The organism is Thioclava litoralis (assembly GCF_045278885.1).
In the GTDB taxonomy this organism is placed as follows: Bacteria; Pseudomonadota; Alphaproteobacteria; order Rhodobacterales; family Rhodobacteraceae; genus Thioclava; species Thioclava litoralis.
Map to the genome: position 1 here is coordinate 1,821,623 of NZ_CP135443.1, position 25,608 is coordinate 1,847,230.

At 60.4% G+C, this 25,608-nt stretch carries 22 protein-coding genes and 1 tRNA gene; 14 read left to right on the forward strand and 9 right to left on the reverse strand.

Annotated features, from left to right (window positions below; translation table 11 throughout):
• Positions 1 to 634 precede the first annotated feature (634 nt).
• The 6 genes from cyoA to cobA all read left to right on the forward strand — a co-directional run bounded on the left by cyoA (position 635) and on the right by cobA (position 6,643).
• On the forward strand, positions 635 to 1,750 hold the full coding sequence (gene cyoA, locus RPE78_RS08895) for a ubiquinol oxidase subunit II (RefSeq protein WP_339109477.1): 1,116 nt from the start codon (positions 635 to 637) through the stop codon (positions 1,748 to 1,750).
• Complete coding sequence (gene cyoB, locus RPE78_RS08900; protein ID WP_339109147.1) at positions 1,740 to 3,737, forward strand: cytochrome o ubiquinol oxidase subunit I; 1,998 nt, start codon at positions 1,740 to 1,742, stop codon at positions 3,735 to 3,737. The genes cyoA and cyoB overlap by 11 nt, the downstream gene beginning before the upstream one ends.
• A 2-nt stretch (positions 3,738 to 3,739) precedes the next feature.
• Positions 3,740 to 4,363: a cytochrome o ubiquinol oxidase subunit III gene (cyoC, locus tag RPE78_RS08905; protein ID WP_339109478.1), complete on the forward strand. Its 624-nt coding sequence runs from the start codon at positions 3,740 to 3,742 to the stop codon at positions 4,361 to 4,363.
• Positions 4,363 to 4,737, forward strand: a complete 375-nt coding sequence (cyoD, locus tag RPE78_RS08910; RefSeq protein WP_339109148.1) for a cytochrome o ubiquinol oxidase subunit IV — start codon at positions 4,363 to 4,365, stop codon at positions 4,735 to 4,737. The genes cyoC and cyoD overlap by 1 nt, the downstream gene beginning before the upstream one ends.
• An 86-nt stretch (positions 4,738 to 4,823) precedes the next feature.
• Positions 4,824 to 5,546 carry an SURF1 family protein gene (locus tag RPE78_RS08915; RefSeq protein WP_406720333.1) on the forward strand — a complete coding sequence of 241 codons (723 nt, stop codon included), beginning with the start codon at positions 4,824 to 4,826 and terminating at the stop codon, positions 5,544 to 5,546.
• 209 nt (positions 5,547 to 5,755) lie between these two features.
• Positions 5,756 to 6,643, forward strand: a complete 888-nt coding sequence (gene cobA / locus RPE78_RS08920) for a uroporphyrinogen-III C-methyltransferase (RefSeq protein ID WP_406720334.1) — start codon at positions 5,756 to 5,758, stop codon at positions 6,641 to 6,643.
• Here cobA and RPE78_RS08925 read toward each other — a convergent pair.
• The gene (locus RPE78_RS08925; protein WP_406720335.1) at positions 6,580 to 6,975 is read right to left on the reverse strand and encodes a hypothetical protein; all 396 of its coding nucleotides are present in this window, start codon (positions 6,973 to 6,975) and stop codon (positions 6,580 to 6,582) included. The two genes, cobA and RPE78_RS08925, sit on opposite strands and share 64 nt — an antisense overlap.
• A gap of 52 nt (positions 6,976 to 7,027) precedes the next feature.
• Here RPE78_RS08925 and nirB point away from each other — a divergent pair, with 52 nt between their 5' ends.
• The 5 genes from nirB (at position 7,028) to cynS (ending at position 12,915) form a co-directional block, all read left to right on the forward strand.
• Positions 7,028 to 9,472 carry a nitrite reductase large subunit NirB gene (gene nirB, locus RPE78_RS08930; protein WP_406720336.1) on the forward strand — a complete coding sequence of 815 codons (2,445 nt, stop codon included), beginning with the start codon at positions 7,028 to 7,030 and terminating at the stop codon, positions 9,470 to 9,472.
• Positions 9,469 to 9,795: a nitrite reductase small subunit NirD gene (gene nirD, locus RPE78_RS08935; RefSeq protein ID WP_406720338.1), complete on the forward strand. Its 327-nt coding sequence runs from the start codon at positions 9,469 to 9,471 to the stop codon at positions 9,793 to 9,795. The genes nirB and nirD overlap by 4 nt, the downstream gene beginning before the upstream one ends.
• 45 nt (positions 9,796 to 9,840) lie before the next feature.
• On the forward strand, positions 9,841 to 10,692 hold the full coding sequence (locus tag RPE78_RS08940; RefSeq protein WP_406720339.1) for a formate/nitrite transporter family protein: 852 nt from the start codon (positions 9,841 to 9,843) through the stop codon (positions 10,690 to 10,692).
• A 65-nt stretch (positions 10,693 to 10,757) separates the two neighbouring features.
• Positions 10,758 to 12,428 carry a protein kinase domain-containing protein gene (locus tag RPE78_RS08945; protein WP_406720340.1) on the forward strand — a complete coding sequence of 557 codons (1,671 nt, stop codon included), beginning with the start codon at positions 10,758 to 10,760 and terminating at the stop codon, positions 12,426 to 12,428.
• A gap of 22 nt (positions 12,429 to 12,450) precedes the next feature.
• Positions 12,451 to 12,915 (forward strand): cyanase, encoded by a 465-nt coding sequence (cynS, locus tag RPE78_RS08950; RefSeq protein WP_406720341.1) that lies wholly within the window; start codon positions 12,451 to 12,453, stop codon positions 12,913 to 12,915.
• Positions 12,916 to 12,967: 52 nt separating this feature from the next.
• Here the strand turns inward: cynS and RPE78_RS08955 are convergent, their stop codons facing one another.
• The 7 genes from RPE78_RS08955 to RPE78_RS08985 form a co-directional block, all read right to left on the reverse strand.
• Positions 12,968 to 14,134 carry an ABC transporter substrate-binding protein gene (locus tag RPE78_RS08955; protein ID WP_406720342.1) on the reverse strand — a complete coding sequence of 389 codons (1,167 nt, stop codon included), beginning with the start codon at positions 14,132 to 14,134 and terminating at the stop codon, positions 12,968 to 12,970.
• The gene (locus tag RPE78_RS08960) at positions 14,131 to 14,715 is read right to left on the reverse strand and encodes an ANTAR domain-containing protein (protein WP_339109157.1); all 585 of its coding nucleotides are present in this window, start codon (positions 14,713 to 14,715) and stop codon (positions 14,131 to 14,133) included. The genes RPE78_RS08955 and RPE78_RS08960 overlap by 4 nt, the downstream gene beginning before the upstream one ends.
• 100 nt (positions 14,716 to 14,815) lie before the next feature.
• Positions 14,816 to 17,461 carry a molybdopterin-dependent oxidoreductase gene (locus RPE78_RS08965; protein WP_406720343.1) on the reverse strand — a complete coding sequence of 882 codons (2,646 nt, stop codon included), beginning with the start codon at positions 17,459 to 17,461 and terminating at the stop codon, positions 14,816 to 14,818.
• 25 nt (positions 17,462 to 17,486) lie between these two features.
• Positions 17,487 to 18,725, reverse strand: a complete 1,239-nt coding sequence (locus RPE78_RS08970) for an NAD(P)/FAD-dependent oxidoreductase (protein WP_406720344.1) — start codon at positions 18,723 to 18,725, stop codon at positions 17,487 to 17,489.
• Between the two features lie 5 nt (positions 18,726 to 18,730).
• A complete protein-coding gene (locus RPE78_RS08975; RefSeq protein ID WP_406720345.1) occupies positions 18,731 to 20,404 on the reverse strand; it encodes an ABC transporter ATP-binding protein in 1,674 nt (557 codons plus the stop codon).
• 5 nt (positions 20,405 to 20,409) lie between these two features.
• On the reverse strand, positions 20,410 to 21,501 hold the full coding sequence (locus RPE78_RS08980; RefSeq protein ID WP_339109161.1) for an ABC transporter permease: 1,092 nt from the start codon (positions 21,499 to 21,501) through the stop codon (positions 20,410 to 20,412).
• Between the two features lie 82 nt (positions 21,502 to 21,583).
• A complete protein-coding gene (locus RPE78_RS08985) occupies positions 21,584 to 22,951 on the reverse strand; it encodes a CmpA/NrtA family ABC transporter substrate-binding protein (RefSeq protein WP_406720346.1) in 1,368 nt (455 codons plus the stop codon).
• A 400-nt stretch (positions 22,952 to 23,351) separates the two neighbouring features.
• Between RPE78_RS08985 and RPE78_RS08990 the strand changes: the two genes are divergently transcribed.
• Entirely contained in the window at positions 23,352 to 23,609 is a 258-nt protein-coding gene (locus RPE78_RS08990; RefSeq protein WP_406720347.1) for a hypothetical protein, read from the forward strand.
• Positions 23,610 to 23,803: 194 nt separating this feature from the next.
• Here the strand turns inward: RPE78_RS08990 and RPE78_RS08995 are convergent.
• A tRNA-Thr gene (locus RPE78_RS08995) sits at positions 23,804 to 23,878 on the reverse strand.
• A gap of 134 nt (positions 23,879 to 24,012) precedes the next feature.
• Here RPE78_RS08995 and RPE78_RS09000 point away from each other — a divergent pair.
• Positions 24,013 to 24,219 (forward strand): hypothetical protein, encoded by a 207-nt coding sequence (locus RPE78_RS09000; protein WP_339109171.1) that lies wholly within the window; start codon positions 24,013 to 24,015, stop codon positions 24,217 to 24,219.
• Entirely contained in the window at positions 24,219 to 25,487 is a 1,269-nt protein-coding gene (murA, locus tag RPE78_RS09005) for a UDP-N-acetylglucosamine 1-carboxyvinyltransferase (RefSeq protein ID WP_406720348.1), read from the forward strand. The genes RPE78_RS09000 and murA overlap by 1 nt, the downstream gene beginning before the upstream one ends.
• Positions 25,488 to 25,608: the final 121 nt, after the last annotated feature.

A 25,608-nucleotide genomic window follows, 5' to 3' on the forward strand; every position in this document is an offset into this window, starting at 1 on the left:
AGATTGAGGTTTCGTCAAGCCGTCCCGATGCAGAATGGTCTGTGCAAATTTTCACTGTTGAGTGAGACGGGAAGCCGTCACGGGCCGATTTGCGCAAATCTCGGACGTAGAGCGGGAATTGCCATGAGCTTAGCGCATATCGGATATGCAATTTTATCAAAAAACTGTGAGTTGAAAACCGTATCTCCGGCGCGGGGCAGGGGCAGATAATCGGCTTGATTTGCGCTAGATCAATTCTGTCAACCCACATCTAGGAGAGGTGGAGATGTCGTTGCGATCAAGAAAAATTTTATGAACAAAAACAGGGTGATTTTTCAAAATTGTTATATTTTACATTCGCTTGCTTAGCAGAATTCACGCTTCGTTACACTTTTGTGATACATGATTCGCGCCGCCGGTTTTCGAAAAAGAGAATCGGCTAGTCCAAAGCATGCCCTAATGCAGCGCGTCGGAATGTCGCATCGCGAAATGGCGCCGTGATGCATAATGCGGGCAATAGTCTTGTCTTGGCGACATGCTCATGGCATGTGGTCACGACTTTTACTACCAATTGCGGCGAGGGTGCTGCATTGCATGCCCGAAGCTGCAAAGCTGCAAGAGGCACGCATTGTTGAAACACTTCAAACTCCCCCTGATGCTGTTGGCGGCAGCGTCTCTGGCGGGATGTCAGTACGAAGTTCTCGCACCGAGCGGCTGGGTCGCTGTGCAAGAACGAAATCTGCTGCTCATCTCGACAGTTTTGATGCTGCTGATCATCGTTCCCGTGATCGTCATGACCGTCTATTTCCCGTGGAAATACCGTCATGACCGTGATGACACCTCCGATTACGAACCCGAATGGGCACACTCGACCAAGCTCGAGGTGATCGTATGGGGTGCGCCCATCATTATCGTCGCTATCCTTGGCGTCTTCCTGGCGATCTATACCTATCGTCTGGACCCCTATCGTCCGCTGGACCACACCGAAAACATGGGTGCGCCGGTGGAAGTCGAAGCGGTATCGCTCGACTGGAAATGGCTCTTTATCTATCCCGAACAAGGTGTGGCTTCTGTCAATGAACTGGTGATCCCGGAAGGGCGCCCGATCAACATGAAGCTGTCCGGCTCGACCGTGATGAACACGTTCTGGGTTCCGGCGCTGACGGGGATGGTTTACTCGATGGCCGGTATGGAGACGCAACTGCACTTCATCGCCGATACCACCGGTGACTTCCAGTCGCGTTCTGCCCATTATTCGGGCCCCGGTTTCTCGAAAATGACGTTCACCACGCATTCCGTGACCGACGCCGATTTCGATGCTTGGGTCGAAAAAGCAAAAGCACAAGGTCAGCCTCTGACCCGCGCATCTTACTTGCAGCTTGAGCAGCCCTCGATCGCCGCCCCGATCAGCTATTACAATTCGGTCGAAGACAATCTCTTCAATCGCATTGTCGGGCTTTGTGTCGAAGAGAACAAAGTTTGCATGAACGAGATGATGATGCTCGACATGCATCGCGACATGATGCCGAAAGCCGAAGAGGACGATAAATCTTCCGAAGGCGAGCATGGTCAGATCGGTCTGCCGAAGCAGCTGTTCGAATATGACATGGAGCGTTCGATCGACGGTCATGGCAACCTGATCAGCCTTCCGGCCGACACGTCCGAAGAGCATATGTCTGCTTTGGACGCGCGCAAGCTGATGGCTCAGGTCGCACTTAGCGCCGATGGCCTCTGCCTCCCGAACCAGGAGTACAAAACTAATGTCAACTGAAGTCGCTCAAACGACGCATGAGACGATTTCGCCGATTTTCGGGCGGCTAAGTCTTTCGTCGATTCCCTATCACGAGCCGATCCTCATCGCGACCTTCGCGGGTGTGGCCGTGGCCGGGATTATCTTCTTGGCGCTCATGACCTATTTCAAGGCATGGAAGCCGCTGTGGACCGACTGGGTCACCACCATCGACCACAAAAAGATCGGCATCATGTATATGGTGCTCGGGTTCATCATGTTCGTGCGCGGCTTTGCCGATGCGCTGATGATGCGTGCGCAGCAGGCAATGGCTGCGGGCGGGGCAGAGGGCTACCTTCCGCCGCACCACTACGATCAGGTCTTCACCGCACACGGCGTGATCATGATCTTCTTCGTGGCTATGGCCTTCATCACCGGTGTGATGAACTTCGTCATGCCCGTGCAGATCGGTGCCCGCGACGTGGCCTTCCCCTTCCTGAACAACTTCTCGTTCTGGATGACGGTGGCCGGTGCGCTTCTGGTCAATATCTCGCTGTTCATCGGTGAATTCGCACGCGTCGGCTGGCTGGCTTTCCCGCCGCTGTCGGGCGCTGCCTATTCGACCGGACCGGGGATGGATTACTATCTCTGGGCGCTGAACATCGCGGGTATCGGGACAACGCTTTCGGGTGTGAACATGTGCGCCACCATCTTCAAGATGCGTGCGCCGGGCATGTCGCTGTTCCGTATGCCGGTCTTCACCTGGACCGCGCTGTGCACCAACGTTCTGATCGTGGCGGCCTTCCCGGTCCTGACCGCGACCCTCGTTATGCTGACGCTTGACCGCTATCTTGGCACGCATTTCTTCACCAACGACCTTGGTGGGAACGCGATGATGTATATCAACCTGATCTGGATCTGGGGTCACCCGGAAGTCTACATCCTGATCCTGCCCTGCTTCGGTATCTTCTCGGAAGTGGTTTCGACCTTCTCCGGCAAGCCGCTCTTCGGTTACAAGACCATGGTCTGGGCAACCTGCTGCATCATGGTTCTGTCCTTCATCGTGTGGCTGCACCACTTCTTCACGATGGGTTCGGGCGCAGCCGTGAACACCTTCTTCGGGATCACGACGATGGTTATCGCCGTGCCGACCGGTGTGAAGATCTTCAACTGGATCTTCACCATGTACAAAGGCCGCGTGCGGTTCGAGACCCCGATGTACTGGGTGATCGGCGGCATCGTGACCTTCACCATCGGTGGTATGACCGGCGTTATGCTGGCAATCCCGCCGGTTGACTTCCAGCTCCATAACTCGCTGTTCCTGATCGCGCACTTCCATAACGTGATCATCGGTGGCGTTGTCTGGGCGATCTATGCAGCCGTCTACTACTGGTGGCCGAAAGCCTTCGGCTTCAAGCTGCATGACGGTCTGGGCAAAGCCTCCTTCTGGTGCTGGTTCGTGGGCTTCTACCTTGCGTTCATGCCGCTTTACGCGCTTGGCCTCATTGGTGTGACCCGCCGGATCAACGAATATTCGGATCCCTCGTGGCAGCCCTATTTCGTGATCGCAGCCATCGGCGCGCTGTTCATTCTGGCAGGCATCCTGTTCACCTTCGCGAACTTCGCCTACTCGATCTACAAGCGCAAAGAACTGGCATGCGGTTCGGACCCGTGGAATGCCCGCACCCTTGACTGGGCAACCTCGTCCCCGCCCGCGAAGTACAACTTCCCGCAGGACATCCATGTCCACGGCATCGACGAGTTCTGGCGCATGAAGCAGGAAGGCTTCAAGTGGTCGACCGACTACCAGCCGATCCACATGCCGCATTACACGCCCGCAGGGTTTGTGATCTCGGTGCTGGCCTTCATCTTCGGCTTCGCAATGATCTGGTACATGTGGTGGCTGGCTGTTCTCAGCTTCGTCGGCCTCGTTGGCTACACGATCTACCACACCTTCAACTACAACCGTGATTACTACATCCCCGTAGAAGAAATCGCGGAAACCGAAGCAAAGGGAAATATCGCATGACGATGCTTGATACCCCCATCACCGGCCCCATCGAGGGGCCGGAAGGTCCGGACCATCATCAGGACCATCATCATGTGAGCCCGACGCCGATCGGCTTCTGGATCTACCTGATGTCGGACTGCATCATTTTCGGCACGCTGTTCGCGACCTATGCCGTTCTTGGTGGCAACTATGCCGGTGGTCCGGGCCCGAAAGATCTGTTCGAGCCGGGTCTGGTGGCGTGGGAAACCGCGCTGCTGCTGATCTCGTCGATCACCTTCGGCGTGGCCATGCTGAACGCGACTGCCCATAAGCTGGGCAGCACGATCATGTGGCTGATCATCACCGTTCTGTTCGGTGCAGGCTTCCTTGCCATCGAACTTTACGAATTCCACCACCTGATCCATATCGGTGCAGGGCCGGACCGTTCCGCTTTCCTGTCGGCGTTCTTCCTGCTGGTCGGGACCCACGGTCTGCACGTGACCTTCGGGTCGATCTGGCTGATCACTCTGGTCTTCCAGCTTCGTAAGCACGGCCTGATCGAGGCGAATATGCGCCGCCTGTCGACCCTGTCGATGTTCTGGCACTTCCTCGACCTGATCTGGATCGGCGTCTTCTCCTTTGTCTATCTCGTGAGGCTCGTCTAATGGCTGAACATAGCTCGCATTCGCATGGCACCATGGGGCAGCTGATGATCGGCTTCGTTCTGGCGGTCATCCTGTCGATCATCCCCTTCTATCTGGTGATGGCTGACGTCGAGATGTCGCGGACCACGATCATCGGGATCATCATGGGTCTGGGCGCGGTGCAGATCATCGTGCACCTCGTCTACTTCCTCCATGTCAACCGCTCGGTTGAAGAGGGCTGGACGCTGGCAGCCAGCGTTCTGGCGATCATCATCTTGTGTATCGTTCTGGCAGGCTCGCTCTGGGTCATGCACAACATGAACGAAAACATGATGCCGATGCCCAGCCAGGAACAGATGCTGGAAATGATGAACCTCCAGAACCAGCAAGGCTGATCCGAGGCGCATCTCCCAAAAGACGGGGCCGGGAAACTGGCCCCGTTTTGCTATCTGCAGCTCGCTTCCATTTGAGGATGACCACCATGAGCAGGAATATTCGCTGGGTCCGTTTGAGTATTGCGACCATCCTCGCCGCAGGGTTTGTGGCAGTTTTCATGTCATTGGGGATCTGGCAGGTGCATCGTCTGCATTGGAAGCTTGATCTGATCGCGCGGGTGGATAGCCGCGTGGCCGCCGCGCCCGTGCCCGCCCCCGGCCCGAACGCTTGGGCCGGATTGACCCGCGAAGGGGATGAATATCGCCATGTCGCGGTCACCGGCACCTTCCTGAATGATCAGGAAGTGCAGATCTATACCCCCTCCATGTTCGGACCGGGATATTGGGTGCTGACGCCACTCAAGCGCGATGACGGCACGATCGTCATGATCAACCGCGGCGTCGTGCCCGAGGAAAAGAAATCCCCCGCAAGCCGTGTGGCCCCCGCGGGCGTGCAGCATATCACCGGCCTTTTGCGGCTGAGCGAGGATCACGGCTGGCTCTTCAGCCAGAAGGATCGCCCGCAGGATGGTGTCTGGTATCGTCGCGATATTGCATCGATCACCCAGACCAAGGGGCTGGAAAATGCCGCCCCCTATTTCATCGATCAGGATCTGACCGATCCCGAAGGTTTCCCGCGCGGCGGGCAGACGGTGGTGAAATTCCGCAATTCCCATCTCAGCTATGCTATTACATGGTTCGCGATGGCGCTTCTCAGTCTGGTGGGCTGGGGGGTCGTGCTTCGGCAAGAGCTGAAAAATCGGGACTGATCGCTTATTTTGCAGGCAAAACGAGCACCGCAAACCTGTTTGCCACGCGCCCTGCCGCAAGATCGTTGCGGCAGGGCTGTGTCTTTCGTAAGGGAAGGAAAGCGGCAATGGCGTCGCGCTGATCTCCAGTAAAATCCGGGCAAAGCTGCCTGATCGGGTGCCAAGGCATCGCGATCGGTCGGCTTTTTTCTTTTTGAGGGACCGTGACTATGATGAGCATTCCGTTAGCCCTGCGTGATCGCGTTCGGTGGTTCGGTATCGGGCTTGGGTTGGTCAATATCGATGCAGGGGCCAAAAGCCCGCAGCGGCTTCTGGCGCAGCGCCGCAAGGCCCGTGGCAAGACGGGGCATATCGCTTTGGTCGGGGCCGGGCCGGGGGCGGTGGATCTGCTGACCATGCGCGCCATCGACCGTATCCGTCAGGCGGATATCGTGCTTTATGACCGGCTGATCTCTGACGAGGTGCTTGATATCATTCCGCAGGGCGTCGAAACCGTTTATGTCGGCAAAGCCGTGGGGGCCTGCACGTGGCCGCAGGACAAGATCGACCAGCTGATCGTTGAAGAAGCCCGCAAGGGGCGGCGTGTCGTGCGACTGAAATCCGGTGATCCGTCGATTTTCGGCCGGGCCAGCGAAGAGATCGATGCGGCCCGCGCCGCAGATATTCCCGTCGAGATCATACCCGGTATTACAGCCGCTTCGGCGGCTGCCGCCAGCCTGACCCGCCCGCTTACGGAACGCGGCGAGACGGATACATTCGTGCTGACCACCGGCACCTGCCGTCCGGGGGATGCGCCTTCGGACAGGACCCGTTTCGCACGGCCCGGCACGTCGATGGCCTTTTATATGGCGGTCGAACGCGCTGCCGAAATCCAGCGGGATCTGCTGAAAGCGGGCGTACCGCCCGATTGCGCGGTGGATGTCGTTGGGTCGGTGAGCACCGCCCATGAGCGCCAAGGCCATATGACGCTGGGGCGGTTGTCGGAAGACATCGCAGCGCAGGGCCTGCAAAGTCCGGCGGTGATCTTGATCCGCTATCCGAAACAGGCCAAAGCCGCGCTTTCCAGAAAAGCCGCCCGCAAAGCCATCGCCGGATAAACCCTGTTCCATCTGAAAATACGCCGGACCAATGGTCCGGCTTTTTTATTCTGCCAAGAAAGTAATCTTATCCGCCGATAATACATCAAATTTATGCATTCAAAGCGGGCATCTCCTTGTTTTTCGGCTTTCATCCAGCGAGCAACGAGAAATCTTTTGGCGGAATCGGGATGATTTCGTAAATATCTGTTCAAGGCCTGCTGAAAGGCCAGCTGCCGCAAAGGCGCGGTATCTTCCGAAAATGCCCCTAGGGGCCTGCGGCAATGGCGCTGCATTTCGCACTGATCTTCTTCAGAATGCGGGATGATGCCTGCCCGTTCATGCAGCTTCACTCCCGAACTCACTCGCCGCGACCATCGTGTCGCATGCCATTAGGGGTTCGTTATGACCAAGCAGAAACTCGTCATTGTTGGAAATGGTATGGCTCCGGGCCGGATGCTGGAGCATCTGTTCGAGACCGCGCCGGATCTTTACGACGTGACCATCTTCAACGCCGAGCCGCGCGTCAATTATGACCGCATCATGCTGTCGCCGGTTCTGGCAGGCGACAAGACCTATGAAGACATCATCATCCATTCCGAGGAGTGGTATGCCAGCCACGGCGTGACGCTGCATATGGGCGAGCGCATCATCGGCATCGACCGTGACGCCAAGACCGTGACTTCGGCCAAGGACCGCGTCGTGCATTACGACAAGCTGGTCATTGCCACCGGTTCGAACCCTTTCATCATCCCCGTTCCGGGGCATGAGCTGGAAGGCGTGCTGGCCTATCGCGACCTTGATGACACGCAGAACATGATCGCGGCTGCGGCCCGTGGTGGCCGTGCGGTGGTGATTGGCGGTGGTCTTCTGGGGCTTGAGGCAGCCGCCGGTCTGAAGAACCGTGGCATGGAGGTGACCGTTCTGCACCTGATGCCCTCGCTGATGGAGCGTCAGCTGGACCCCGCAGCCGGTCATCTGCTGCAGCAGGCGCTTGAGGCGCGCGGGATCGAGGTGCGTTGCAAATCGAACACCAAGCAGATCCTTGGCACCGACCGCGTGGAAGGGGTCGAGCTGGAAGATGGCACCATTCTGGACGCCGATCTGGTGGTCATGGCGGTGGGGATCCGCCCCAATACCGGTTTGGCGAAAGAGGCGGGGCTTGAGGTCAACCGCGGCATCGTCACCGACGGTCAGATGCGCACCTCGGATGCCTCGATCTATTCGGTGGGCGAATGTGTCGAAGTGGGCGGTATGGTCTACGGGCTTGTCGCGCCGCTGTACGATATGGCGAAAATCGCTGCCGCTGATCTGGCTGGCGCGCCGATTGCGGGCTTCAAACATGTCGATACGCCCACCAAGCTGAAGGTGACGGGCTGTGATCTGTATTCGGTTGGCCAGTTCGGTGAAGGCTATGAGGAGATCGTGCTGCGCGACGCCTCGCGCGGGTCGTATAAGCGTCTGATCGTGCAAGACAATAAGATCGTCGGTGCGGTGCTTTACGGCGATGTGGTCGATGGCGGCTGGTATAATGAGATGCTCAAGGCGGGCACTTGCATCGAAGACATGCGCCAGACCATCATCTTCGGTCAGGCCCATCAGGGTGGCGGCAATTTCGATCCGGTCGAGGCGGCGGCGGCGATGTCCGATGATGCCGAGATCTGCGGCTGTAACGGGATCTCCAAGGGCACCATCGTTAAGGCGATCAATGAACAGGGGCTGACGACGCTGGCGGATGTGCGCGCCCATACCAAAGCCTCGGCGTCCTGCGGGAGCTGCTCGAACCTTGTGGCCTGTGTGATGAAATCCGTTCTGGGCGAAGGCTTCGTGCAGAAGGCGGTGGAACCCGTCTGCGGCTGTACTGAACATGGCCATGAGATCGTCCGCGCCACCATCAAGAAGGCCGGTCTGAAATCCATCCAGGCCGTCTATCAGACGCTGGAGTGGAAGACCTCGGAGGGCTGCGCCAAATGCCGTCCGGCGATCAACTACTACCTGCTGTCGGAATGGCCGGGCGAATATGAGGACGACCAGCGCTCGCGCTTCGTCAACGAGCGTCTGCATGCCAATATCCAGAAAGATGGCACCTATTCGGTGGTCCCGCGGATGTTTGGCGGCATGACCACGCCCGACGAGCTGCGCGCGATTGCCGATGTGGCCGATAAATACAACATCCCCACCGTGAAGGTGACCGGCGGCCAGCGGATCGACCTCTTAGGCGTGAAGAAAGAAGACCTGATCCCCGTCTGGGCCGATCTGAACAAGGCGGGCATGGTCTCGGGTGCGGCCTATGCGAAGGGTCTGCGCACGGTGAAGACCTGTGTCGGCAAGGACTGGTGCCGCTTTGGCACGCAAGACAGCACGGGGCTGGGGATCAAGCTTGAAAAGTTCCTCTGGGGGGCATGGTCTCCGGCCAAGCTGAAACTGGCGGTCACCGGCTGTCCGCGCAACTGCGCCGAGGCCACCTGTAAGGATATCGGCGTCATCTGCGTCGATAGCGGCTACGAGATCGTCTATGGCGGCGCGGCGGGCCTGCATATTCAAGGCACCACGAAGCTGGTGAATGTCGCGACCGAGGAAGAGGTCATCGAATATACCGGAGCGCTGACGCAATGGTATCGCGAGACGGGCTTCTACCTTGAACGCATCTACAAATGGGCCAACCGTCTTGGCTATGACCATATTCAGGACGTGCTGGTGAACGACGCGGATGCACGCCGCGCCTATTACGACCGCTTCGTCTATTCCCAGAAATTCGCGCAGATCGATCCTTGGGCCGAATTCGTCGCAGGTAACGGTGCGGCCGAAATCGAACCGATGGCAGAAATCAAACTGGAGGCCGCAGAATGAACGCCACCGCAACCAGCCTGCATTGGGTGGCCATCGGCCCCCTGACCGCAATCCCCCGCCTTGGCGCGCGCTGCGTTATCAAGGGCGATACCAGCATTGCCGTCTTTCGTACCAGCGACGACCGGCTCTTCGCGCTGGAAGACCGCTGCCCGAATGATAACGGGCCGCTGAGCCAAGGGATCGTGCATGACGGCCTTGTGACATGCCCGATCTGCAACTGGGTGATCTCGCTTGAAACCGGCGCCGCTCAGGGTGCCGATGAGGGCCAGACCCAGACATTCCCCGTCAAGCTGGACGGCGACACCGTCTATCTAGGCGTCTGACAGAAGATAAGACCTATAAAAATCAACCAACAGGGACCTAAACTCATGTCGTATATCCAACCCAAGGAATTCGCGGCCAAGATGGTCGATGCCGGTGAAGGCAAGATCTTCATGTCCACCAAAGACACGCTGATCCGTGCCTATATGGCGGGGGCCATCCTCGCGCTGGCGGCGGCTTTTGCGGTCACCATCGCGGTGCAGACGGGCAACTTCCTCGTTGCCTCGCTGCTGTTCCCCGTGGGCTTCTGCATGCTCTACCTGCTGGGCTTTGACCTCTTGACCGGCGTGTTCACCCTTGCGCCGCTGGCCGTTGTTGCCAAACGTCCGGGCTGTACCTGGGGCGGCGTGTTCCGCAACTGGGGGCTGGTGGCTCTGGGCAATTTTGGTGGCGCGATGACCGTGGCGATCTTTATGGCGATTATCTTCACCATGGGCTTCTCGACCGAGCCGAATGCCGTGGGCCAGAAGATCGGTAAGATCGGTGAGGCCCGCACGCTGGGCTATGCCGCAGCCGGTGCTTCGGGCATGCTGACCGTCTTCATCCGCGCCGTGATGTGCAACTGGATGGTCTCGACCGGTGTGGTGGCCGCGATGATGTCGAACTCGGTCTCGGGTAAGATCATGGCGATGTGGATGCCGATCCTCGTCTTCTTCTACCTCGGTTTCGAGCATTCGATCGTGAACATGTTCCTGTTCCCCTCGGGCATCATGCTGGGTGGCCAGTTCACTTGGTCCGACTACCTGCTGTTCAACGAAATTCCCGTGGTTCTGGGCAACCTCGTTGGCGGTCTGACCTTCGTGGGCGGCATGATCTACATGACCCACTTCAAGGAATCCCCCAAGCGTAATGCGCAGATCTCGCGCAATAACGACGCAAGCGGCGTGGCCGCAGAGTAATCCACTCTCGGAGGAAGGCCCTGCCATTGGCGGGGCCTTCTTATTGAAGCCTGAGGGATATTTCCATGAAGCCAATGCGCAATAGCCTTCGGGTCTCTCTTGGTCAGCTGTCGGTTGCGGGGGTGAAACCCGAAAATCAGGACCGCTCGGGGGCGATGCTGACCGATAGCGCGGGCCATGGGATCAGCCTTGTGCTGGCCGACGGGATTTCCACCTCGGAATTCGGAGCGGAGGCGGCGGAATTCGCGGTGACCTCCTTTCTCAACGATTACTACGCCACGCCTGCCTCATGGCCGGTGAAGACCTCTGCCATGGGGGTGGTCTCTGCGATCAATGCAGCGCTTTGGGCCGCGAATGAGGCGCTGACCGATATCGAGAAGGGCCATGTGGCGACCTTGGCGGCGCTTGTGGTCAAGGATCAGATCGCCCATTGCCTGCATCTCGGGGATAGCCGGATCAGCCTGTGGCGCGGGGGGCATTTGCAGGCGCTGACCGAAGATCACCGCACGGGCACCACGCTGGAGGCCGCTTTGGGGATCGGCCCCCAGCCCGAGGTAACCTATCGCAGCCTGCCCCTCGAAGAGGGCGATATCCTGATGCTTTCGACCGATGGTCTGCATGAGCATCTGTCGCCCGAGGCGCTGCGCATGGCCTTTCTTCTGTCCGACCCGCAGGAGGCCGCGCAGAAGCTGGTGGATCAGGCGCTTCTGGCGGGCAGTGCCGATAACCTTAGCGTACAGATCTTGCGGCTGGATCAGCTGCCCGCGTCCGATGCGCCCTTGCCGCAGGATCTTACCCTGCCTGCGCTGCCGCGCGCGGGCGAGATGCTGGACGGGTTCCGCATCATCCGCCAGATCCAGTCGACCGCCCGCAGCCATATCTATATGGCCGAATCCCTCGATGGTCTGCGCGTCGCGCTGAAGATCCCCTCTGCCGAGATGGCCGAGGATCCGACCTTCCGCGCGGGCTTTCTGGCCGAGGAATGGGCCGCGCGCAGGGTCCGGTCTGATCATGTGCTGCGGGTGCCCGAGGCGGGGCCGCGCAGCTATCTTTTTGCGGTGTCGGAATGGATCGAGGGCCAGAGCCTGCGTCAGTGGATGACCGATCACCCGCAGCCCGAATTGCCGCAGCTGCGTGCCATATTGGGCCAGATCATTCAGGGTCTGCGTGCGCTGCATAGGCGCAATATGATCCATCAGGACCTGCGCCCCGAAAATATCATGATCGACCGCCAAGGCACGGTGAAGATTATCGACCTTGGCTCGGTTGCGGTGACGGGCGTTGAACGCACGACCGCGGGTGGATTGGGCGCTCAGGCGGGGACCTACCAATATACCGCGCCGGAATATCTGTCGGGCGATCAGGTCAGCTGGCGGTCGGATCAATATGCGCTGGCGGTGATCACCTATGAGATGCTGACGGGCCGTCTGCCCTATGGCGCCAAGGTGGCGCGCATCCGCTCGCGCAAGGATCAGGCAGCCCTTCGCTATGCCTCGGCCCGCGATGACCTAAGCGGCGTGCCCGACTGGATGGATCAGGCACTGAAACGGGCCTGCCATCCCGATCCCAGCCGCCGCTATGATGCGCTGTCGGAGTTTCTGGCCGATATGACACGCCCCAGCCCGGAGTGGCAATCAGGCCACCACCGCCCGCTGGTCGAGCGTAATCCGGTTTTACTCTGGCAAAGCCTCTGTGCCGTTCTGGCAGTGCTTTGCCTTTATCTTGCTGTCACGTGACGGCCAATCCGGGAGAACGACCATGAAAGACCTTCTGACCGAAAGCCTGACCAAAGAAGACGCCACCGCCCTGATCCTGCAGGCGAAAAAGCGCAAGTCCCTGACGTGGGAAGGCATTGCCGAAGGGATCGCTATGTCGCCCGTCTGGACCCATTCGGCAGCGATGGGAATGAATGCTTTCCCCGAAGCCAAGGCCCGCGCGATCATCGACCTCTTGGATCTGCCCGAAGAGGCGCTGGAGGCGCTGACCGAAAGCCCGACCAAGATCTGGGATCAGACCGTACCGACCGACCCCTGCATCTACCGCTTTTACGAGATCGTTGGCGTCTATGGTCCGACGCTCAAGGCGCTGATCCACGAGAAATTCGGTGATGGCATCATGTCGGCCATCGATTTCGACATGAAGGTCGAGAAGGTGCCGCATGAGAAAGGCGACCGCGTGAAGGTCGAGATGTCGGGCAAATACCTGCAATATAACTGCTGGTAAGCTCCGCCGATATTACCCCAGACTGGGTCCAGAGCATCCTCTGGACCCTTTTTTAACTTTCGGGATCAAAGACCTGCCCGTCAAAGAAATGATCGGGCGACAGGATCACGCGGCCGCGTTCCGAAGGCACCGCCGTGGGCTGCGAAATGGCACCTTCAAGCTTTTCTGAAGCTCCGGGAAGATCAGCACCAAGCTCGCGCAGATGCTTGCGGTAGATATCGGTGCGGAAGCAGCTTTTGCCGGTCTTGATGGCGCTCGCCTCTTCCAGACCCAGACGTTTGGCAATGCGCATGGCGATCCAGCTTGCCTGAGACCGCCACGGAAAGCCCACAGCGCCTTCCTGAAAGGTCAGGAAATGCGGATCCTGCCGGACTTCACCCATTTCAGAAATTACGAAACTGCCATTCAGACCGCGCTCGATCAGATTGACGGGCAGGTCCAGATATTCGGGGCGGGACATGATCTCGGCGGCTGTGGCGCGTTTGAGTGGACGGTCCAGCCAAGTGCCCGCCCGCCAAAGGGCCCGCAACAGCCGCTCCGCCAGATCGCTATTGTCATCGGCCCAGCCGCCGCGCACCGCCAGCACCTTTTCGATTGCCGAACGCCTAATCGCGCTTGTGGGCAGTAAAAGCGTTCCTACGCCATTTTCGACCGAAAGCGACCCCCAGGGCTCGCCCACGCAGAAGGCGTCGATCTCGCCCGCGGCCAACGCATCGGCCATCAGCGGCGGCGGCACCGTATTGACCGCCAGCATCGCCGGATCGCTTAGCCCGCAGCGTTCAAGCCAGTAATACAGCAGCTCGGCATGCATCGAGAAGGGGAAGGGCACGCCCACCCGCAAAGGCCGCCCCAGCGCCAGCAGCGCCTCGCCCGCCGCTCGCGCATCGGCAAAATCGAAACGGTGCCCAGCGGCGCGCATCTCTTCGGCAATCGCGGCACTGACGCCGATCACATTGCCGCCCGTATTCATCGCCGCAATCGCATCGATCCGGCCCTCGGGGCCCGAGAGCCCCAGCGCCTTGGCGACCGGCACCGGCGACAGAAGATGGGCCGCATCGATCATCCCCAGCATCAGGTAATCGCGCATCACCGACCAAGAGGGCAGTTTGACCAGATCGAGTTCCAGATCTTCCTCGGCGGCAAAGCCCATCTCGCGGGCAACAATCAGCGGGGCGGCATCGGTTAGCGGTAGAAAACCTGCCTTGAGTGTCAAAGTCATGCCAAAAGCCCTGCCGTCGTCACCAGAGCCTCGGCGACCTCGGAGACCTTGCGGCCCCGGTCCATCGCCGTCTTGCGCAGAAGGGCATAGGCCTCGTCTTCGGACAGGCCGCGCGCCTTCATCAAGATCCCCTTGGCGCGGTCGATCAGCTTGCGCTCTTCCAGCGCGCGCTTGGTGGTTTCCAATTCGCGCCGCATACGGTTGAACATATTGAACCGCGTGATCGCCGCATCCAGAACGGGGCGCACCCGATGGGCCTGCAGCCCGTCCACGACATAGGCGGAAACGCCCGCCTCGATCGCCGCCCGTGTCAGGCTGTCATCGGATTTATCGACGAAAATCGCCACCGGACGCTCCAGCGGGCCGGAGGTCGCCGCAAGGTCTTCGAGAATATCGCGCGAGGGGCTGGCCAGATTGATCAGCACCACATCGGGATTGCGCTCGGCAATATGACGCGCCAGCCCCGCAGACTCGGAGATAACGGCAATTTTTACGCTTTGGTCTTGCGACAGAAGATCCACGATTTGCATCGCGCGATCACGGTCGGATTCGACCAGCAGGATGGAGAGTTCGTCTTTCATAACCGCAATCTGGGCCAGTTTCGCGGGCCACGCAAGCGCTGGCTGTCTTGGGCGTGATGCGACTTTCGGCGGGCCGCCCAAGAGGTGAAAATCTGGTCGTTCAGGCCTTCAGCTTTGGCACCTCAGTTCGTGCCAGCAGCCCCGCCAACTCGGACCGGCAGGACCCGCAGTTGGTGCCTGCCTGCAGCGCCGCCCCTATCGCATCGACGCTCATCAGGTTCTGCGAGGTGATGGCACTGAGGATGGTGTTCATACCAACGTTGAAACAGGCGCAGATGATCGGACCCGGATCGGGGCGGTCTTCGGGGGCGCGGCCCGAAAGCGCCTGAGGGGCGGATTGGCCGGGCAGGGTGGTCAGATAGTCGCGCATCACGGCCACCGGCTCGCGCGACACAAACAGCGCCGCCTGCAGCTTGCCATTCTGATGAAAGGCCATACGGATCATGCCGCGCGCCTCGTCGCGCAGGATCTGCACGGGGCCGTCGGGCAGGTCAAAGAGTGCACGGGCCCATGCCTCCCAATCCGCAGGGCGGCGCGATCCGGCCAGCTCGGCGCGGAAGCCCGCCTGCGTCGGCGCATAGGCCTGATAGTCGCAATCGGCCTGCATCGGCTTGGCCGAAATGGCAAACCCGTACCAGTCAGCCTCGAAACGATCCGCCCGCACAACGGCGGCCTTGCTTTCGGGCTGGCCCGAGACGGGGTCAACGACCGATGCCACCAGCGCATCCACGCGGGCCGAGGGCGCGGTCTCGCCCGTCCAATGGATCGGCGCAAAGACATCGCCCTTGCGGGTGGCCTCGGTGATCAGCGCACGGAAGATGCCTTGGCCCGTGGGCGAGGTCAGCCGCACCAGATCGGCGGATTTGATGCCCTTGGCTGCCGCATCCTCGGGGTGGATCTCGACGAAGGGCTCGCCCAGATGCGCCGAAAGCCGCGCGGTTTTGCCGGTGCGCGTCATCGTATGCCACTGGTCGCGGATACGGCCCGTGTTCAGCCGCAGGGGATAGCGTTTCTCGGTCTTGGCGGCAGGCGGACGGTAAGTTACCGCCAGAGCACGCGCACGGCCATCGGGGGTGAAGAACTTGCCATCGGCAAAGAAACGACCGCCCTGACGGGTTTCATTGACCGGCCAGCGGGTGGGGGAAAGCGCGTCATAATCGCTCAGCGACAGGCTCTCGAAGCCGGAAATATCGAAATCGCGGCCAAAGCGGGCGGCCACATGCGAGAGAGCGGCATATTCGCGGAAGATCTCGGCGGGGTGCTCGTAATCAAAGGCGCGGGGCCAGCCCATGCGGCGGCCTACCTCGGCAATCTGGCGCCAATCCTCGCGGGCCTCACCGGGGATCGGCAGGGCAGGGCGCTGCCGCGAGATCGTGCGGTCAGAATTGGTGACAGTACCGTTTTTCTCGCCCCAGCCAGCGGCGGGCAGCAGCACATGCGCCAGACGCGCGGTATCGGTGGCGCGGGTCACATCCGACACCACCACAAAGTCACAGCCCTTCAGCGCCTCGGCCACGCGGTCGGCATCGGGCATCGAGACCACCGGATTGGTGTGGATGATCCAGACCGCCTTGATCTTGCCCTCGCCGATGGCGCGGAACATATCCACAGCCTTCAGCCCCGGCGCCACGGGCATCTCGGGCGCATCCCAGAAGCTGCGCACGGCAGAGCGGTGGTCGGCATTCTCCAGATCCAGATGGCAGGCAAGCATATTGGCAAGCCCCCCTACCTCGCGCCCGCCCATGGCATTGGGCTGACCGGTGACGGAAAACGGCCCACATCCGGGCAGGCCGATGCGCCCCGTCGCCAGATGGCAGTTGAGGATCGCATTCACCTTATCGGCACCCGAAGACGACTGGTTCACGCCTTGGCTGAAAATGGTGACGACCTTCTGCGTGCCGATCCAAAGATCATGGAAACGGGCGATGTCTTCGGGCGAAAGGCCGGTGACCGCAGGATCATCCATCTCGGCATTGCCGAAGGCCTCTTCCAGCCCCGCCACATTGGGCGCAAAGGCGGGGTCCACCGCATTGCGCCGCGCGATCTCGGCCAGAAGCGAGTTGAACAGCGCCACATCCGTGCCGGGTTTCAGCGCGAGATGCAGCTCGGCCTGATCGCAGCTGGCCGTCCGGCGCGGGTCGATCACGATAATCTTCATCTCGGGGCGTGCGGCTTTGGCAGCCATGATGCGCTGATAGAGCACCGGATGGCACCAAGCGAGGTTGGACCCCGTCAGCACGATCAGATCGGCCTCTTCCAAGTCCTCATAGGTGCCGGGCACGGTATCGGTGCCGAAGGCGCGTTTATGCCCTGCGACGGTGGACGCCATGCAAAGCCTTGAATTCGTGTCGATATTGGCGGTGCCGATGAAGCCTTTCGCCAGTTTGTTGACCAGATAATAATCCTCGGTCAAAAGCTGCCCCGAGACATAGAAGGCCACTGAATCCGGCCCATGTTCGGCAATGGTCTCTTTGAAACGGCTTGCCACCAGATCTAGTGCCTGATCCCAATCGGCTGGGCGGCCATGGATCTCGGGCGCAAGCAGGCGGCCCTCAAGCCCCACGGTTTCACCCAAGGCGGAGCCCTTGGAACACAGACGCCCCTTATTGGCGGGGTGATCAGGGTCGCCCTTCACCTCTAGCCCATGGGCGGTATTGCGCAAAAGCACCCCGCAGCCCACGCCACAATAAGCGCAGGTCGAGCGGGTCCAAGGGGCGTCATTCAGGGCCAGATGGGTGTCTTTCATGACCTTGATCCTTTGTCCTTAGGGCTTAACCGGCGAGAGAGCACCGGCTTGGCTGGGCTGCGGCATTGGCCGAGGCAGGCCCGAAGATCAGCGCCTCGCGCAGATCGGAAATATCGGCGCCATCACGGATCAGCCCGTAATAGAAACCGCCATGTTCGGTGTCGCCATAGATCACCGCGCCCACCAGCTTCTGGTCTGCGATGACAAGGCGCTTGTAGATACCATCTTCCGGTGCGCTCAGCAGGATTTCTTCGCGGTCCGGCCCTTCGGCGAAACAGCCCGCCGAGAAGAGATCGCAGCCGGTGACCTTCAGCTTGGTCGAGGTCTCTTTCGGGATATAGCTCTGGTCCGCTCCGGTCAGATTGGCGGCCAGCACCTCGGCCTGATCGTAAAGGGGCGCGACCAGCCCGAAAAGAGCGCCGTTCAGCTCGACACATTCGCCAAGCGCGAAGATTGACGGATCGGAGGTGCGCAGGTGGTCGTCCACCGTGATGCCGCGCCCGACCGCAAGCCCCGCCGCTTGCGCCAGCGTGGTCGAGGGGCGGATGCCCACCGCCATCACCAGCAGGTCGCAGGGCAGGGTGGAGCCATCTTTCAAACGCAGCTCCGCCACATGGCCATCGGGGCCCGCGACAATCGCTTCTGACGCCGTGCTGCAACGGATCTTCAGCCCGCGTGCTTCCAAGGTACGCGCCAGCATCGCGCCGGCCTCTGCGTCAAGCTGGCGGTTCATCAGGTGGCTCTCCAGATGGACCACGGTCACATCCATACCGCGTGCGGCCATGCCAGCCGCGGCCTCAAGACCCAAGACGCCGCCGCCCAGCACCACAGCGCGGGTGCCTTTTTGCTGGCCGATCATGACTTGCGTATCATCCCAGTCGCGCCACGAAATGACGCCGGGCAGATCATGGCCGGGCATGGGGATCACGAAGGGGTTGGACCCCGTCGCGATCACCAGCCTGTCATAGGGCACTGGGCCATGCTCGCCTATGACAGTCTTCGACGCGCGGTCAATCATGGTGACACGCTCGCCAAAGCGGGTTGTGATGCCGTGACGGGCGTACCATTCGGCATCATGGGTCACGATCTCTTCGTAGGTTTTCTCGCCCGCCAGAACGGGCGACAGCATCAGCCGGTTGTAGTTCCCGCGGTTTTCCGCGTTGAACAGGGTGATCTCGAAGGCATTGGGGGCGGTTTTCACCAGATGCTCCAGCATCCGCCCCGAAGCCATTCCCGCACCGATGACGACCAGACGCGTCTTCATGGCCCTTACTCCGCCGCGATCTTTGCGGGGCGCTTGGGTTTTGCGCCATGCTCGTATTCCTCTAGGAAATCGAGCACTTCCTGACGGTAGGTGTAGTAATCGGGGTGGTCGAGCAGCGCCTTGCGGGTGCGCGGCCGGGGCAGTTTCACATCGGTGATCTTGCCGATGGTCGCCTGCGGGCCATTGGTCATCATCACCACGCGGTCGGCCAGAAGGATCGCCTCATCGACATCATGGGTGACGCAGATCGCCGTGACCTTGGTGCGCGACCAGACCTCCATCAGAACCTCCTGCAGCTCCCAGCGGGTGAGGCTGTCAAGCATGCCAAAGGGTTCATCCAGCAGCAGAAGTTTCGGCGACAGAGCGAAGGCGCGGGCAATCCCCACACGCTGCTTCATGCCGTTCGACATGTCGGAGGCGGATTTATCCATCGCATCGGCAAGGCCCACGCGTTCAAGGTAATATTCCACCACATCCTGACGCTCGGCGCGGCTGGCATTGGGGTAGACCTTATCCACACCAATCGCCACGTTTTCCTTGGCGGTCAGCCACGGGAAGAGGTTGGGCGATTGGAACACCACGGCACGCTCGGGGTCGGCGCCCTCGACGTGGAGACCATCCAGCTTGATCGCACCCTTGGAGATGCCGTTCAGCCCCGCGCACATCGTCAGCACGGTGGATTTGCCGCAACCCGAATGGCCGATCAGGCTGATGAATTCGCCCTTCTGCACATCAAGGTTGAAGTCTTCCACAACGGTCAACGGGCCTTTCGGCGTGGGGTAGATTTTGTGAAGCTGCGAGAACTGCAGGTATTTCTCGTCATTCAGGCTGCGGCCCGCTTCCTCATAGGCTTTGGGCAGCGCATGGATCGGGGTGACATTGGGCAGCGAACGCGACCCTTCGGCAGCGGCCTCGATGCCCGCATCCATCAGGTATTTCGTCACCTCGGCGCGCAGGGCATGGAAGCCCGCGTCATGGTTCATGGCCGAGCGGTCACGCGGGCGGGGGATCGCCACGCGGAATTCCTGACCCAAAGTGCCATCGGGGTTGAGCGCGATGATACGGTCGGCCAGAAGGATCGCCTCATCCACGTCATTGGTGATCAGCACGCAGGTCTTCTTGTCGGCCTCCCAGATCGCTTCGATCTCATCGGCCAGATTGGCGCGGGTCAGCGCATCCAGCGCCGAAAGCGGCTCGTCCAGCAGCAGCACCTCGGGGTTCATCGCCAGCGCACGGGCCACATTCACCCGCTGGCGCATCCCGCCCGACAGCTCCGCAGGGCGGCGGGTCTTGGCATGGGCAAGCCCCACCATCTTGATGAAGTGATCCACCTTGGCCTGTTTCTCGGCCTTCGACAGCTGCGGGAAAACCGCATCCACCGCCAGCATCACATTGCCATCCACCGTCAGCCACGGCATCAGCGAGTAGTTCTGGAAGATCACGCCACGCTCGGGGCCGGGGCCGGTGATTTTCTGGCCGCGGAAGGTGACCTCGCCGCGCGAGGGCGTATCGAGCCCCGCCATCAGGTTGATCAGCGTCGTCTTGCCGGTGCCGGAGAAGCCGAGGAGCACGAGGAACTCGCCCTCTTCTACCTCGAGGTTGATGTTGCGCAGGACATGGGTGGCATTGGTGCCATCGCCGTGGCTTTTCGAGACGTTCTTGAAGTCAATGATACCCATAGAGATCACCGGTTGTTCGAGAAGGTGAAGAGCGACTGCAGGGCGAACATCACACGGTCAAGCAGGAAGCCGATGATGCCGATGGTCAGCACGGCTACGATGATGCGCGCCAGCGATTGCGAGGAGCCGTTCTGGAACTCGTCCCAGACGAATTTGCCAAGACCGGGGTTCTGGGCCAGCATCTCGGCGGCGATCAGCACCATCCAGCCCACACCAAGCGACAGACGCAGGCCGGTGAAGATCAGCGGCAGGGCGGAAGGCAGAACCAGTTTGGTGATCTTGGTATAGGTGTTCATTTTCAGCACCTTGGAAACCGAGATCAGGTCTTTGTCGATCGAGGCCACACCAAGAGCGGTATTGATCAGCGTGGGCCAAAGAGAGCACAGCGTCACGGTGATGGCCGAGACAAGGAAGGATTTGGCAAACAGCCCGTCATTGGTGGCATAAAGCGCCGAGACAACCATGGTCACAATCGGCAGCCATGCGAGCGGCGAGACGGGTTTGAAGATCTGCACCAGCGGGTTGATCGCGGCATTGGCATAGGGCGAGAGGCCTGCAAAGATCCCCAGCGGAATGGCGATGACCGACCCGATCAGGAAGCCGAAGAAGACGGTTTTGATCGAGGTCCAGATCTGGTCGTAATAGGAGGGCGCGCCGGTATAGGGGATATCCTTGACCTGATCGGCCTTGCCGGCGGCGATCAGCTTCTCGTTGCGGGCGGCAACACGCTCGTTGTGCTGGTGCTCTTTGGCCGCCTTGGCGAGGGCATCGTTATTCAGCGATACGGCCTCATCCCAGACGGCGACGGGGCCGGGGATTGCGCCAAGCGAGGTCTGCACCTTGGGCGCAAGCGTGCCCCAAGCCACAAGGAAGGCCACGATGGCCAGAACCGGCACACCCAGAAGCTTCCAGATTTCGCGCCCTTGGGTGCGGGGATTGTCGCCCGCCATGATCTTCAGGATCGGGGTGATCCATGCCAGACCCAGCACCTTGAACCAGCCATCGGCGCGGTTGATGCGGGTGAACGCGCGGGCGCGCCGTTCTTCGCGGGCCTTGCTATCATTTGTCTCAAGCGATTGCGGGTCGATGGCGGTCATGATCGGATCCTTTGGGGCGATATGGCGTCTGGATGCCGGAGGAATGGGGGGGGGCCGGCGGGCGGGCCGCCGGACGGTGCGCTTAGCCTTTGACTTCCGCGCCTTCGACGGTCTGCGCGTCTTTCAGGCCGATGGGCAGGCTGTCGATATAGGCGTTGGGGTGTTTGCCGTCATAGCCGATCCCGTCGATCACATCGGCTGCGGGGGTCGGGGCTTTGTAGCCATCGCTATCCCACGGGAAGTCGGCCTCGTTCGCCTTGCCTTCCTCGACCAGCATCCGCGCGGCTTTGAGGTAGATCTCGGGCTTATAGACTGATTTCGCCACTTCGTCATACCAGCTGTCGGGCTTGGCTTCGGGGATCTGGCCCCAGCGGCGCATCTGCGTCAGATACCACACCGCATCCGAATAGAAGGGGTAGGTCGCGTTGTGACGGAAGAAGGTGTTGAAATCCGGCACGTCGCGCTTGTCGCCTTTTTCATACTCGAAGGTGCCGGTCATCGAATTGGCGATCACTTCCGCATCGGCGCCGACATATTCGGGGCGCGACAGGATCTCCACCGCCTCGGGACGGTTGGCGTTGTCGTTCTCATCCAGCCAGATGGCGGCGCGGATCAGCGCTTTGGTGATGGCCAGCGTGGTATTGGGGTTCTGGTCGATGAAGTCTGCGGTCAGGCCGAAGACTTTCTCGGGGTTGTTCTTCCAGATCTCGTAATCGGTCACCACCGGCACGCCGATGCCTTTGAACACGGCCTGCTGGTTCCACGGCTCGCCCACGCAATAGCCCATGATGGTGCCTGCCTCGAGGGTTGCGGGCATTTGCGGCGGAGGGGTCACCGACAGGAAGACATCCGCATCAATCTGGCCCTTCACATCTTCGGGCGAATAGTAACCGGGGTTCAGACCACCCGCCGCCAGCCAGTAGCGCAGCTCGTAGTTATGGGTCGAGACGGGGAAAACCATACCCATATTGAAGGGCTTACCTTCGGATTTAAAGCGGTCGACCACCGGCTTCAGCGCTTCGGCCGAGATCGGGTGCTTGATCTTGCCATCCGCATCGGTTTCCAGATTGGCCTTCATCTCTTCCCAGACCTCGTTCGAAACGGTGATGCCGTTGCCATTGAGGTCCATCGAGAAGGGCGTGACGATATGCGCCTTTGTGCCATAGCCGATGGTCGCCGCCAGCGGCTGGCCTGCCAGCATATGCGCGCCATCCAGCGTGCCCGAAATCACGCCATCCAGCAGCACTTTCCAGTTGGCCTGCGCCTCAAGGGTCACAAACAGGCCCTCATCGTCGAAATACCCTTTTTCATAGGCCACGGCCAAGGGCGCCATATCGGTCAGCTTGATGAAGCCGAAGGTCAGCTGGTCCTTCTCGAGATCCAGCATCTCGGCGAAGGTCGGGCTGGCCAGAAGCGTGCTGGCTGCGAGGCCAAGGAGAAGTTTCTTCATGTCACGTCCTTTGCGGGCTGCCATGCAGCAAAGTCGAAAAACAAAAAAAGCCGCCGATGATCGGGCCCCGTTAGGTCCAATACATCGAGCGGCTTTGCTCATTCCCCGATCATCGGGGAGAAATTCCGTGTCGCGGCACCGTTGCCAAGCGACAAGACCTTCTTGCCAGAAAACCGGCGATTCGTGGGATTTCTTTCAGTTTCGCGCTGCAAAATGCTGCGTTACCCGTCTTGCGAGAGCATTTTGAGCGGGCGGGGCGGGCCCATGTGCAAAAAAGCGGCGAAATGCGAAGCGATCCACCGGAGAAAGTGGATAAAATGCGTAGGGCAAGCTTCTCTTTCGCGGCAAGAGAGATCAGTAAGGGGCCGCTATTGAGCGTCTGGCTGATGGGTTTGTGGTTTTGTTGAAGATTTTTGTAATGGCGGTCGGGGTGATGGCAACCCTGTCCGGTGCGGGTCGGGCGCAGGAGGCGGCGGTTCCCGCGCTTTCCTCTCCGGCGCAAAGCTTTCTGGAGCGCCTGCACGCGCTCGACGGCCCGAGGGCGGCAGTCTATGCGGGCTGCTGCAAGACCTGCCATAAGGGGAAAGCCTGCGGAAATAGCTGCATCAGCCGCAGCAAGCAGTGTCATAAAGGCGTAGGTTGCGCCTGCGATGGCTAACGCGGCTGCGGGTACCCCGGCCGGTATGGCGGCGGATAAACGCAGCCGCTGAATTCCCGCGCGCCCTTTTTATTGCCGGACAGGCAGGTGCTTTGCTGAAAGCGTCGCGTGCTAACGTCTGGCCTCAAGATCCAGCTTAAACATAAGGAACCTAGCTTGAGCGAGAGGTTGCTATATATTTTCGGTGATTTAAGTGGTGCTGCCGGAGAGATTTGAACTCTCGACCTCTCCCTTACCAAGGGAGTGCTCTACCCCTGAGCTACGGCAGCATCCTGTGTCGGTGGCGGTGCTTTTCAGTGCCGCCCTTCGACCGTGAGCGGGGATTTAGAGGAGGTCGCCGACGGGTGCAAGAGAAAAAATGACATCTCTCGACAGATTTTTCTCCTGACGCTACAGAAGGCGCATGGCACAGGATCCGAAGAACCCCAAGAACGGGTCGAAAGACCCCAAATCGGCGCGAGAAGATCGTTTGCGCGCGGCCTTGCGTGCGAATCTTTCCCGCCGTAAGGCGCAGGCACGCGGTCGTAAGGCCGAGCAGATAGAAACAGATAGGGATGGTGCAGCCTCTCACGGCACGCCGCCACACGAGCAGAACGAAAAGGACAGCTGATGGACCGCATTATCGTGCGCGGCAACGGGCCGCTTTCGGGGCAGATCCCAATCGCGGGCGCGAAAAACGCCTGTCTGGCGCTGATGCCGGCCACGCTTCTGTCGGAGGAACCGCTGACGCTGACCAATGCGCCGCGTCTGTCTGACATCCGCACCATGACCGATCTTCTGGCCAGCCTCGGGGCCGAGGTCACCCAGTTGCAGGAGGGCAAGGTGCTGGCCTCGGCCTGTCATGGCGAGATCAATCCGGTGGCCGATTATGACATCGTGCGCAAGATGCGGGCCTCGAACCTCGTGCTGGGGCCGCTGCTGGCGCGTCTGGGCCATGCGGTCGTCTCGCTGCCCGGTGGCTGTGCGATCGGCGCGCGCCCGATGGATATCCATATTGATGCGCTCACCGCTTTGGGCGCCGAGATCGAGCTGAAGGAAGGCTATCTGCATGCCAAGGTTGCCGGTGGCCGCCTGAAAGGCGCTGTGCACGAGATGCGCTTTGCCTCTGTGGGGGCCACCGAGAATTTCCTGATGGCGGCGGCTCTGGCCAAGGGCACCTCGGTGCTGAAGAATGCCGCGCGCGAACCCGAGATCGTCGATCTGGCGGATTGCCTGCGGGCGATGGGCGCGCAGATTTCGGGCGATGGCACGTCGACCATCGAAATTCAGGGTGTGGACCGTCTGCATGGCGCGACCCATCCCGTTGTGGCCGACCGGATCGAGCTGGGCACCTATATGCTGGCCCCTGCGATCTGTGGCGGCGAGGTTGAATGTCTGGGCGGCAAGATCGCGCTGGTCGAATCCTTCTGCGAGAAGCTCGATGCGGCGGGCATTCATGTCGAAGAGACCAGAGACGGGATCAAGGTCAAGCGTCGCGGGGATGTGGTGAATGCGGTGGATGTGGTCACCGAACCCTATCCGGGCTTCCCGACCGACCTGCAGGCGCAGATGATGGCACTTTTGTGTACCGCCGAAGGGACTTCGGTTCTGGAAGAGAAGATCTTTGAGAACCGCTTCATGCATGCGCCCGAACTGGTGCGGATGGGCGCCAATATCGAGGTGCATGGCGGGCATGCCACCGTGCATGGCGTCAAGAAGCTGAAGGGGGCGCCGGTGATGGCGACCGACCTGCGGGCCTCGGTGTCGCTGATTTTGGCGGGTCTTGCCGCCGAGGGCGAGACCATCGTCAACCGCGTCTATCACCTTGACCGTGGCTATGAACGTCTGGTGCGCAAGCTGAAGGCCGTCGGTGCCGATATCGAGCGCGTGTCCGAATAGGCACCGATCCGGAAGGGGGATAGACCTTCTGGCCGGACTTTCTGGCCGGACTTTCTGGACAGACTTTCTGGACGGGCAGGCCTGCCCGTCTATCTTTGCGGCAGCAGATCAATGGACGGAG

Coding starts and splice junctions, on each gene's coding strand:
- cyoA (WP_339109477.1), top strand. CDS start 635: ATGCTGTTGGCGGCAGCGTCTCTGGCGGGATGTCAGTACGAAGTTCTC.
- cyoB (WP_339109147.1), top strand. CDS start 1,740: ATGTCAACTGAAGTCGCTCAAACGACGCATGAGACGATTTCGCCGATT.
- cyoC (WP_339109478.1), top strand. CDS start 3,740: ATGCTTGATACCCCCATCACCGGCCCCATCGAGGGGCCGGAAGGTCCG.
- cyoD (WP_339109148.1), top strand. CDS start 4,363: ATGGCTGAACATAGCTCGCATTCGCATGGCACCATGGGGCAGCTGATG.
- RPE78_RS08915 (WP_406720333.1), top strand. CDS start 4,824: ATGAGCAGGAATATTCGCTGGGTCCGTTTGAGTATTGCGACCATCCTC.
- cobA (WP_406720334.1), top strand. CDS start 5,756: ATGATGAGCATTCCGTTAGCCCTGCGTGATCGCGTTCGGTGGTTCGGT.
- nirB (WP_406720336.1), top strand. CDS start 7,028: ATGACCAAGCAGAAACTCGTCATTGTTGGAAATGGTATGGCTCCGGGC.
- nirD (WP_406720338.1), top strand. CDS start 9,469: ATGAACGCCACCGCAACCAGCCTGCATTGGGTGGCCATCGGCCCCCTG.
- RPE78_RS08940 (WP_406720339.1), top strand. CDS start 9,841: ATGTCGTATATCCAACCCAAGGAATTCGCGGCCAAGATGGTCGATGCC.
- RPE78_RS08945 (WP_406720340.1), top strand. CDS start 10,758: ATGAAGCCAATGCGCAATAGCCTTCGGGTCTCTCTTGGTCAGCTGTCG.
- cynS (WP_406720341.1), top strand. CDS start 12,451: ATGAAAGACCTTCTGACCGAAAGCCTGACCAAAGAAGACGCCACCGCC.
- RPE78_RS08955 (WP_406720342.1), bottom strand. CDS start 14,134: ATGACTTTGACACTCAAGGCAGGTTTTCTACCGCTAACCGATGCCGCC.
- RPE78_RS08960 (WP_339109157.1), bottom strand. CDS start 14,715: ATGAAAGACGAACTCTCCATCCTGCTGGTCGAATCCGACCGTGATCGC.
- RPE78_RS08965 (WP_406720343.1), bottom strand. CDS start 17,461: ATGAAAGACACCCATCTGGCCCTGAATGACGCCCCTTGGACCCGCTCG.
- RPE78_RS08970 (WP_406720344.1), bottom strand. CDS start 18,725: ATGAAGACGCGTCTGGTCGTCATCGGTGCGGGAATGGCTTCGGGGCGG.
- RPE78_RS08975 (WP_406720345.1), bottom strand. CDS start 20,404: ATGGGTATCATTGACTTCAAGAACGTCTCGAAAAGCCACGGCGATGGC.
- RPE78_RS08980 (WP_339109161.1), bottom strand. CDS start 21,501: ATGACCGCCATCGACCCGCAATCGCTTGAGACAAATGATAGCAAGGCC.
- RPE78_RS08985 (WP_406720346.1), bottom strand. CDS start 22,951: ATGAAGAAACTTCTCCTTGGCCTCGCAGCCAGCACGCTTCTGGCCAGC.
- RPE78_RS09000 (WP_339109171.1), top strand. CDS start 24,013: ATGGCACAGGATCCGAAGAACCCCAAGAACGGGTCGAAAGACCCCAAA.
- murA (WP_406720348.1), top strand. CDS start 24,219: ATGGACCGCATTATCGTGCGCGGCAACGGGCCGCTTTCGGGGCAGATC.